Below are 4,175 nucleotides of genomic sequence, written 5' to 3' on the forward strand. Positions count from 1 at the left end.
CCGCATTTTCCATCCCCTTTGCGCTTCAGATGATGATCGCGTTTCCCCTGGCGCTGGTTTTCAAGGCGGCCAAGGTTCCCGCGCTCCTTTTCACGTGGGCCACGAACCCGGCCACGATTCCGCTGATTTACCCGCTGCAATGCTACGTCGGCAGCTATTTGATCGGCCGCCCGATTTCCTATCGATTCATTCACGGAGCGTTGTTGAGCCTGATCGAAGCGCCATCGTTTCGCCTACTGATGGGGCTGGGCGCCGAAATATTCCTATCCTTCTTTGCAGGAGGTCTTTTTTTTGGCATTTTTTCGGGCTTCTTTGGGTATGTGGGCATGGTATCTTTGGTGCGTAACTACAGACGGCGTAAGGCCCTGCGCAGGGAAAAACAGCCTTGGAGTGCGGGACGGAAAGTTTGCGAATGAAGCTTTGTCGATATGGGATGCGGGAATGGCTTGGCAGCGGTCTGATGGCGCTGGCCCTGGGGGCCATATGGCTTTTGGTGTTGTTGAAGTTCAATGCCGGGGTCGGGGCCGCACTGTTGGTGCTGACCGGCCTGGCCTGGCTGGCGCTCGCCGCCTTTTTCCGGGTTCCGGTGCGCGTCATCGCCGCCGAGGATTCGGCGTTGGTTGCTCCGGCCGATGGGGTCGTCCGCGACATTGAAGTGGTGACGGACCATGGCATCGGGCTTTTCGAAGGGCAGGAGTTGCTGCGCATCGGTATTTTCCTTTCGGTGCTCGACGTCCACGTTAACCGGGCGCCCTGCCTTTTCGCGGTGGAATACAAACAATACAAGGAAGGCCGTTTCCTGGATGCCCGCAACCCGCGCTGCGCCAAGGAAAACGAATCGCTGGTGATCGCCGGAACCGGGCGGGCCTGCGGAAAAGAGTTTCCGGTGGCGGTGCGCCAGGTGTCCGGCGCCATCGCACGACGGATCGTGTGCGAGGCCGACCGCGGCCAAACGCTCGAAAAGGGCGTTATTTACGGGATGATCAAATTCGGTTCCCGTACCGAACTCTACCTCCCGAACGAGCCTTGGATCTCGGCGGCCGTTGCCGTCGGCGACAAGGTCCGTTCCGGATCCACGATCATTGCACGAATCAAGCTTTAGGTTTTCTTATGAGACAACGCAGACCCGCCATTTGGAAGGACCTCTCCTTCATCCCCTGTTCTATAACGCTTTGCAATGCGCTCTGCGGGCTTTCGGCCATCATCTACATGACCCACCCGCGTGCCGACGGCAGCGCGGTCCCGGTGCTCGCCATCCTGCTCATGATCGCCGCGATGGTTTTCGACGTGTTCGATGGGTTTTCCGCCCGCAAGCTGAAGGCCGAAAGCATGCATGGCATGGAACTCGATTCCCTGGCGGACGCCATCTCGTTCGGCATCGCGCCGGCGGTTTTGGTTTATCTGCTGGGGCAGGAATGGTGCATGCAGTCGCCGGCATTCCGCTGGGTTCCGTGGCTGGCGTCCGGCTTCTTCGCGGTCTGCGCCCTGTGGCGGTTGGCCCAATACAACACGATTGCCCTCAGCGGCGGCTCGTCGAAGGAAAGCATCTTCACGGGGTTGCCGACGCCCGGGGCGACGGCGGTGCTGTGCACGATGCTGCTGCTGCTCGACCATCTGGGGGTGGAGGCGCGGATGATCGGCTTGGTGTCGATTGCCTATGCCTTCCTGCTTGGTTTCCTGATGATCGGCGAATTCGAATACATCCATCTCAAGCGGCTGGTCCTGGCGGGGCCCCTGTTCGTGCGCATCGCGCTGGTTTGCTTGACGGCTTTCGCAATGCTCAGAATCCAGGGCGGCGTCTACTACGCCATCTTCGTCACGACGCATCTCTACGTGCTCAGCGGATTCTTCGGCGACTCGCTGCTGAAGAAGGACGACGCCTCCGTCAAGCTCCACCAGGAGCTCTGATCTTCGGGGTTAGTTCTTGAGCGGGCGGTAGCGGACGCGGTGCGGGCTCCAGTTGTCGCCCTTCTGCTTTTTCATGAACTCCTTGAAGGAGTCATAGTTGCCCTCGTGCCAGATCACTTCGTCGCCCTCGAATGCGAGAATGTGGGTGGCGACGCGGTCGAGGAACCAGCGGTCATGGCTGATCACCACCGCGCAGCCGCCGAAGTTCATCAGCCCTTCCTCCAGCGAGCGCAACGTGGCGACATCCAGGTCGTTGGTCGGTTCGTCGAGCATCAGCAGGTTGCCGCCGCCGCGCAGCAGCTTGGCCAGGTGCACGCGGTTGCGTTCGCCGCCGGAAAGCACGCCGACCTTCTTCTGCTGCTCCGCCCCCTTGAAGTTGAAGCGCGCGCAGTAGGCCCGCGAATTCATTTCGCGGCCGCCGACCTCGATCGTCTCCTCGCCGCCGGAAATCTCTTCCCAGATGGTTTTGTCCGGATCGAGGTCCTCGCGGCTCTGGTCGACGTAGGAGATGTCGACGCTGTCGCCGAGCTCCAGCGTCCCGGAGGTCAGCGGCTCCTTGCCGAGGATCATTTTGAAGAGGGTGGTCTTGCCCGCGCCGTTGCCGCCGATGATGCCGACGATGCCGCCGGGCGGCAGGTCGAAATCGACGCCGTCGAACAGCAAGCGGTCGCCGAAGGCCTTGGCCACGCCCCGCGCCCGAACCACCTTCTGGCCGAGCCGCTTGCCGACCGGAATCTGGATGGCCAGGTTTTCCTCGGCGGTGTCGAACTCCTGGCTGGCCAGCTCGTCGTAGCGCTTCAGGCGCGCCTTGTTTTTCGTCAGGCGGCTCGAGGCGTTCATGCGCACCCACTCGAGTTCCTGCTTGAGCATCTTGCGGCGCGAGGCGTTGAGCTTTTGGGTTTTCTCGGCGATCAGCTGCTTCTGCTCCAGCCACGCTTCGTAGTTGCCCTTGTAGGGATAGGTGCGCCCGGCATCGAGCTCCAGAATCCACTCGGTCACGTTGGAGAGGAAGTAGCGGTCGTGGGTCACCACGATCAGCGTGCCGGTGTAGCGCTTGAGATGCTCTTCCAGCCAGCCGACCGACTCCGCGTCCAGATGGTTGGTCGGTTCGTCGAGCAGCAGGACGTTGGGGTTCTGCAACAGCAGCCGGCACAGCGCCACGCGGCGCTTTTCGCCGCCGGAGAGCACGTCGACGGGCTGGTCGGCGTCCGGCAGCCGTAGCGCGTCCATCGCCATCTCCACGTGGCGATCGAGTTCCCACAGGTTGTTGGCGTCGATCTCGTCCTGCAGCTGGGCCACTTCGTCGTTCAGCTTATCCGACGCTTCGTCGGAGATGTCGCCGCCGAGCAGCTCCCAGATTTCGTCGTAGCGGTCGAGCTTGGCCTGCTGACCGGCCACGCCCTCCATCACGCATTCCAGAACCGTCTTGCCCGGCGTCAGTTCCGGTTCCTGTTCCAAGTAGCCAATGTTCGCCTTCTTCGCGATGATGCATTGGCCCATGAACTCGTCGTCGATCCCCGCCATGATCCGCAGCAGGCTCGACTTGCCCGAACCGTTTCCGCCGATCACGCCGATGCGCGCGCCGAAAAAAAACGAGAGGTTGACGTCTTCGAGAATGGTCTTCGCGCCATGCTGTTTCGTCAGGTTTTCGAGGGTATAGACATATTCTCCGGCCATGGGAAATCTCCTTTAAAATCGAGCGGGGGTTTTACCTGCGGGCGCAAAAAAGGGCAAGCCGGGAATGCCCTTTCAAGTGCCGGGTACACGGTTTCGCTGGCCGCACAAAAATGGGGCGAGGGGGAATGCGTTAACCTAAATCCGGGAAGGGAACCACACCATTCAGCCCAAGCGGAAGGAATTGCCTCAGATGGACACCGATTATCGATTATTGCGCCGGGATCAAACTCTGAGACGCCCTGCTAATGGAAATATTGGCCACAAGAGAGCGCAAAGGACGCAGACGCAACGAAATATTGCTTTGTTCTCTCTGTGCTGTCCCGTGGCTAAAACTCTCATTATTTAAGTGCCGCATCTATAAGTGCCATTCAGGACTGACATAGGTTGCTTTCAAAGCGATGTTGAAGGGAAGAACTCTATCCGTGCGAAACAAGCCGATCCATTATGTTGGAATTCCTTTTGCACCTGCATTGTTGAAGCGCGGGAGGCATGCAAGCCTTTTTCAGGCGGTGGCGGGAAGTTAACCGGCATCCAAAATATCGAACATAGGCCGCGCGGCGACCTAACTGGGGGAAGGTAATGAATGGTAA

General features: G+C 59.9%; 4 protein-coding genes. 3 read left to right on the plus strand and 1 reads right to left on the minus strand.

Features of this window, described 5'->3' with window-relative positions; translation table 11 throughout:
• The 3 genes from ABYO54_RS14725 to ABYO54_RS14735 all read left to right on the plus strand — a co-directional run.
• The coding region (locus tag ABYO54_RS14725) for a DUF2062 domain-containing protein (RefSeq protein ID WP_372808999.1) at positions 1-416 on the plus strand (416 nt) is incomplete at its 5' end.
• Positions 413-1,102 carry a phosphatidylserine decarboxylase gene (locus ABYO54_RS14730; protein WP_372809000.1) on the plus strand — a complete coding sequence of 230 codons (690 nt, stop codon included), beginning with the start codon at positions 413-415 and terminating at the stop codon, positions 1,100-1,102. The genes ABYO54_RS14725 and ABYO54_RS14730, both read left to right, overlap by 4 nt.
• A gap of 8 nt (positions 1,103-1,110) precedes the next feature.
• A complete protein-coding gene (locus ABYO54_RS14735; RefSeq protein ID WP_372809001.1) occupies positions 1,111-1,908 on the plus strand; it encodes a phosphatidylcholine/phosphatidylserine synthase in 798 nt (265 codons plus the stop codon).
• A 9-nt stretch (positions 1,909-1,917) separates the two neighbouring features.
• Here ABYO54_RS14735 and ettA read toward each other — a convergent pair whose 3' ends face one another.
• Entirely contained in the window at positions 1,918-3,585 is a 1,668-nt protein-coding gene (gene ettA / locus ABYO54_RS14740) for an energy-dependent translational throttle protein EttA (protein WP_372809002.1), read from the minus strand.
• Between the last annotated feature and the right edge of the window lie 590 nt (positions 3,586-4,175).

It is taken from the genome of Pontiella sp. (assembly GCF_041622395.1).
Lineage (GTDB): Bacteria > Verrucomicrobiota > Kiritimatiellia > Kiritimatiellales > Pontiellaceae > Pontiella.

Coding starts and splice junctions, on each gene's coding strand:
- ABYO54_RS14730 (WP_372809000.1), top strand. CDS start 413: ATGAAGCTTTGTCGATATGGGATGCGGGAATGGCTTGGCAGCGGTCTG.
- ABYO54_RS14735 (WP_372809001.1), top strand. CDS start 1,111: ATGAGACAACGCAGACCCGCCATTTGGAAGGACCTCTCCTTCATCCCC.
- ettA (WP_372809002.1), bottom strand. CDS start 3,585: ATGGCCGGAGAATATGTCTATACCCTCGAAAACCTGACGAAACAGCAT.